General features: G+C 62.5%; 5 protein-coding genes. 2 read left to right on the top strand and 3 right to left on the bottom strand.

The annotated features are described in order from the left end of the window. Both V7M64_RS22115 and petA read right to left on the bottom strand, forming a co-directional pair. On the bottom strand, positions 1–596 hold a 596-nt coding region (locus tag V7M64_RS22115), incomplete at its 3' end, for a cytochrome bc complex cytochrome b subunit (RefSeq protein ID WP_333682312.1). Further along, a complete protein-coding gene (petA, locus tag V7M64_RS22110; protein ID WP_333682311.1) occupies positions 596–1201 on the bottom strand; it encodes a ubiquinol-cytochrome c reductase iron-sulfur subunit in 606 nt (201 codons plus the stop codon). The genes V7M64_RS22115 and petA, both read right to left, overlap by 1 nt. A 239-nt stretch (positions 1202–1440) precedes the next feature. Here petA and V7M64_RS22105 point away from each other — a divergent pair, with 239 nt between their 5' ends. Then, positions 1441–2658, top strand: a complete 1218-nt coding sequence (locus V7M64_RS22105; protein WP_333682309.1) for a trypsin-like peptidase domain-containing protein — start codon at positions 1441–1443, stop codon at positions 2656–2658. Between the two features lie 128 nt (positions 2659–2786). Here the strand turns inward: V7M64_RS22105 and V7M64_RS22100 are convergent, their stop codons facing one another. Next, positions 2787–3944 carry a lytic transglycosylase domain-containing protein gene (locus tag V7M64_RS22100; RefSeq protein WP_333682307.1) on the bottom strand — a complete coding sequence of 386 codons (1158 nt, stop codon included), beginning with the start codon at positions 3942–3944 and terminating at the stop codon, positions 2787–2789. Between the two features lie 245 nt (positions 3945–4189). On the opposite strand from V7M64_RS22100, the gene V7M64_RS22095 reads away from it, so the two are divergent. Continuing rightward, the coding region (locus V7M64_RS22095; protein WP_333682305.1) for a MiaB/RimO family radical SAM methylthiotransferase at positions 4190–4935 on the top strand (746 nt) is incomplete at its 3' end.

Raw genomic sequence — 4935 nt, 5'->3', positions numbered from 1 at the left:
AGCGGCAGCGCGATCACGTGCAGCGCGAAGAAGCGGTTGAGCGTGGCGTCGGCGGGCAGGAAGTCGCCCATGATCCATTCGACCAGATCCTTGCCGATGACCGGAATCGTGCCGAACAGCGACACGATCACCTTCGCGCCCCAGAACGACATGTTGCCCCATGGCAGCACGTAGCCCATGAACGCTTCGGCCATCAGCACCAGGAAGATCAGCATGCCCAACAGCCACACCAGCTCGCGCGGCTTCTGATACGAGCCGTACATGATGCCGCGGAACATATGCAGGTAAATCACCACGAAGAACAGCGATGCGCCCGTGGTGTGCATGTAGCGGATCAGCCAGCCCCATTCCACGTCACGCATGATGTACTGCACCGAGTCGAACGCGCCGCTCGCGCTCGGGTCGTAGTTCATGGTGAGGAAGATGCCGGTGACGATCTGGTTGACCAGCACCAGCAGCGCGAGCGAACCGAAGTAGTACCAGATGTTGAAGTTCTTCGGCGCATAGTACTCGGTCATGTGCTTGCGATACACCGGCATCAAGCCGGGCGCGCGTTCGATGACCCAGTCACCGATATTAGAGAAGACGTTCGCCATTACGAATTCCCCTCCGCATCCACACCGATCTGCACGGTGCTGTCGTCGACAAAGTGATAAGGCGGAATCTGCATGTTCTTCGGCGCAGGCACACCCTGGTAGACGCGGCCGGCCATGTCATAGCGCGAGTGGTGGCAGGGGCAGTAGTAGCCGCCTTGCCAGTTCGGATCGAACGGCTCGGGCTTCATTTCGCCGACATAGTCGGGCACGCAACCCAGGTGCGTGCAGATGCCGACCATCACCAGCCATTCCGGCTTGATGGAGCGGGTCTCGTTCTGCGCGTACTTGGGTTGCTGGTCAGCGGAAGCGCCGTCGGACTTCGGATCGACCAGACGCGGATCCTGCTTGGGCAACGCCGCCAGCTGCGCCGGCGTGCGATTGACGATGAATACCGGAAGGCTGCGCCAGCCGACGATCAATTGCTGGCCCGCTTCGATCTTCTTCAGTGACTGGGTAACGGGAGCGCCGGCGGCCTTGGCTCTTGCACTGGGTTCCCACGACTTGATGAAAGGCACTACTGCAGCCACTACGCCTGCTCCCCCTACCACGGCAGTCGTCGTGGTGAGAAAACGGCGGCGGCCTAGATCGACGACTTCGTTCGCCATCAGGCTCTCCGGTACTTGCATGCCATTGACACTGCAGAAACCAGACTCTGCCAATGCGGACGAGCTAAAGATTCCGCTTCGCCGACCGCCCCTCAGGATCGTGCCCCTGCAAAATCGCGTTACCTACTACAAATCGCGTTAGTCTAGCCTCAGGTCAAGAACCCTACAATAAAACCGCACGGGCGGTCACGTCGCTCTGCCACACTTACGCGCTTACTTTTCCTCAAGACTGATACGACATGAAGCATGCCGCCGGCATCGTCGCCTTTGTTGCCCGATTCGTGATACTCGGGCTGGCGATCGCGTTCGTGATCAGCCTGATCTGGCCCGGTGTCGGCGACCGTCTGCGTACACGTTTCGGATGGCAGCACGAGCATGCATCCGTTCCAGCAGCAACTTCACCCGCGCCGTTGCAACCTGCACCGTTTTCGTATGCCGATGCCGTTGCAAAAGCCGCGCCTTCCGTGGTCAACATCTACGCCAACAAGGTCGTGACCGAACAAGCCATCCGCATGTTCAACGATCCGCTGATGCAGCAGCTGTTCGGCGGCACGCCGGCGGGTCCTCCGCAGACACGGCGCGAACAGAACCTCGGCTCCGGCGTGATCGTCAGTGCAGACGGCTACGTGCTTACCAACAATCACGTAATCGCCGACGCCGATGATATCCAGGTGCTGCTCTACGACGGTCGCGTGGCGAAAGCCAAGCTGGTCGGTGCAGACGAGGAAACGGATCTGGCGGTGCTGAAGATCGTCGACGCCAGCAACCTGCCCGTGATCCAGATGGCCGATCCGAAAAAGCTGCGCGTGGGCGACGTGGTGCTCGCCATCGGCAATCCGCTCAACCTCAATCAGACCGTGACCATGGGCATCATCAGTGCCATCGGCCGTCAGTTGAACAACGCCAGCCCCGAGGATTTCATCCAGACCGATGCCGCGATCAACCTCGGCAACTCAGGCGGTGCGCTGGTCAACAGCAACGGTGACCTGGTCGGTATCAACACCCTCCTTATCGGCAAGAAAGCTAATGCGGAGGGTATCGGTTTTGCCATTCCGGTCGATACGGCTACCAACGTACTGCGACAATTAATCGCAACCCATCACGTGATCCGCGGCTGGCTCGGCGCCAATTACGGTTTCGTGCCGGTGGCGGCCGATAGCGGCCTGCCTGCCGCCGCCGCGCGCGGTGCGCAAGTCACCGATGTATATCCCGGCGGCCCCGCCGCCGCGGCCGGCATCCAGCCGCACGACATCCTGCTGCGCCTGGGCGATGACGACATCCGCGATCCGGCCGATCTGAGCCGGCATGAAGCGATGCTCAAGCCCGGCAGCAAGGTGGAAGTTTCCGGCTTGCGCAATGGCGTGCCGTTTCATGTGATGGTGAACGTGATCCAGCGGCCGCCGCGGTTGCCGGCGGGGAGTTCGCAGGGGAATATGGGAAGCTTTATCGAGGGATAGCTGCCCTGAAAAACGTGCATTCCCTCTGGCCGTCATTCCCGCGAATGCGGGAATCCATTTTGCTCTGACGCATCCCTTGAAATGCATTCCCGCTTTCGCGGGAATGACGGCCAGCAGGTGTATATGACCTACAAACTCGCCAGCGGCGGATGCAACGCCTTGCTATACCGCTGCAACAATTCCCCCACGCGCTGCACATACACCTGCGTCTCCGCAAACGGCGGCACGCCGTTGTAGTGCTGCACCGCCCCCGGCCCCGCGTTGTACGCGGCCGCAGCCAGCCGCACGTTGCCGTTGAAATTCTTCATCAACAAACCGAGATAGCGCGCGCCGCCACGGATGTTCTGCGCCGGGTCGAACGCATCGAGCACGCCCATGTCGTTCGCCGTACCCGGCATCAGCTGCATCAGCCCTTGCGCGCCCTTGAGCGACATCGCACGCGGATTGAAGGCACTTTCGGCGTGAATGATGGCGCGAATAAAAGCCTCGTCCACGCCCGATTCCAGGCTCGCCTCGTGGATCACGTCCTGATATGCATCCAGGTGAAGCGCCACCGTGTTCCAGTTGATGTTCGAGTGCAGATTGCACGCCATGCAGGTAGCGATGTAGCTGAAAAGCTTGGTGACGTTGCTCGCCTGCGCGCCACCCGGCGGGATGTTGGTGTATTCCACGCTGCCGTCGCGATGCACGATCCGATACACCGCGCCGCGCAGCACGCGGTTGTCCGTAGCATCCTGCGCGCCGCCATCGGCTAACGCCGCGGCAACGCCCGTGTGCGAATCGCTATAAGTCCACTGCCCCGGCTTGCCTTCCGGCGGCGGCGCCACCCGAGCGGTGGTCTCCACCTCGGCCGTCACCCGCTCCAGCGACACGATGATCGGCGCAATCGGCTTGGCCGATGTCTCCACCCAGCCGGTGACCCAGGCCAGCGAACTCACCTGGCTGGACATCACGCGCTTCGGCCCGGCATGGGACACGGCGGCGGGAAACGAGGCCAGTTGCTGACAGGCGCGATAACCCGCCTTGCTGCTGGTAAACACGGCCTCGCCCTGCGCGCCGGTGCAGCGGTACAGCGCGCCGGCCTGCGCCGGCCTGGTGACCAGCAACAGCGCACAGCCAAGCACCGCCAGCATGGCGGTGAGCAGAAATGCCGGGAGGTGGATTGCCCTCGGGCCGCCGCCTCCCCTTTGGCGAACGGCGGTAAACATGGCGGGCAGTTTGCGCTCACAAGGGTTGCGAGCCAAGCGCGAATTGGCGAAATCGTGTGCCAGAACATGGATATACATGCCCTGCCGCACGTCAACTCGCTCCACCAGCGGAAAACCTCCCGTCCGTCACCCCGGCGAACGCCGGGCCTGGTGACTTTGTTTGCCCATCAAGGCACTCGCCGGGGCGGCGAGGCATGGGTGTTTCTGGTGGGTGTCGCCCTCGCAAGTCCTTGATCTGTCAGTAGCCGGCCACCAACCGCGCGAGTACAATACGCGGTTCGATGCATTCCGCACCGCCTTCCGAACCCACGGTACCCGACGCCATGAGCGGCAAGCTTTTCATCAAGACCCACGGCTGCCAGATGAACGAGTACGACTCGGCCAAGATGGCCGACGTGCTGCGTGCATCGCATGGCCTGGAATTGACCCAGGATGAGTCGGAAGCGGACGTGATCCTGGTCAACACCTGCTCGATCCGCGAGAAGGCGCAGGAGAAAGTCTTCAGCCAGCTCGGCCGCTGGCGCGAACACAAGCAAGGCGGCAAGCCGGTGCTGATCGGCGTGGGTGGCTGCGTGGCCTCGCAGGAAGGCGAAGCCATCCTCAAGCGCGCACCGTACGTCGACCTGGTGTTCGGCCCGCAAACCCTGCACCGCCTGCCCGAACTGATCGACGCCAAGCGCGCCACCGGCAAGCCGCAGGTGGACATCAGCTTTCCGGAAATCGAAAAGTTCGACCGCCTGCCCGAGCCGCGCGCCGAAGGCCCCACCGCCTTCGTGTCGATCATGGAAGGCTGCTCCAAATACTGCAGCTACTGCGTGGTGCCCTACACCCGCGGCGAGGAAATCAGCCGCCCGTTCGACGACGTGATCGTGGAAGTGGCGCAGCTCGCCGAACAAGGCGTGCGCGAGGTGATCCTGCTGGGCCAGAACGTGAACGCCTATCGCGGCCCCACGCACGACGGCGGCACGGCAGACCTGGCGGTGCTGATCCACGCCATCGCGCAGCTCGAAAGCATCGGCCGCATCCGCTTCACCACCTCGCATCCGCTGGAGTTCTCCGACTCGCTGGT

It is taken from the genome of Dyella sp. (genome assembly GCF_036746095.1).
Lineage (GTDB): Bacteria > Pseudomonadota > Gammaproteobacteria > Xanthomonadales > Rhodanobacteraceae > Dyella_B.
The sequence above is the reverse complement of the archived record's forward strand: the minus strand, read 5'-3'. Positions and strand labels throughout refer to the sequence as shown.

Excerpts from the sequence above, each read along its gene's own strand:
- petA (WP_333682311.1), bottom strand. The coding sequence starts at position 1,201 with ATGGCGAACGAAGTCGTCGATCTAGGCCGCCGCCGTTTTCTCACCACG.
- V7M64_RS22100 (WP_333682307.1), bottom strand. The coding sequence starts at position 3,944 with ATGTATATCCATGTTCTGGCACACGATTTCGCCAATTCGCGCTTGGCT.
- V7M64_RS22105 (WP_333682309.1), top strand. The coding sequence starts at position 1,441 with ATGAAGCATGCCGCCGGCATCGTCGCCTTTGTTGCCCGATTCGTGATA.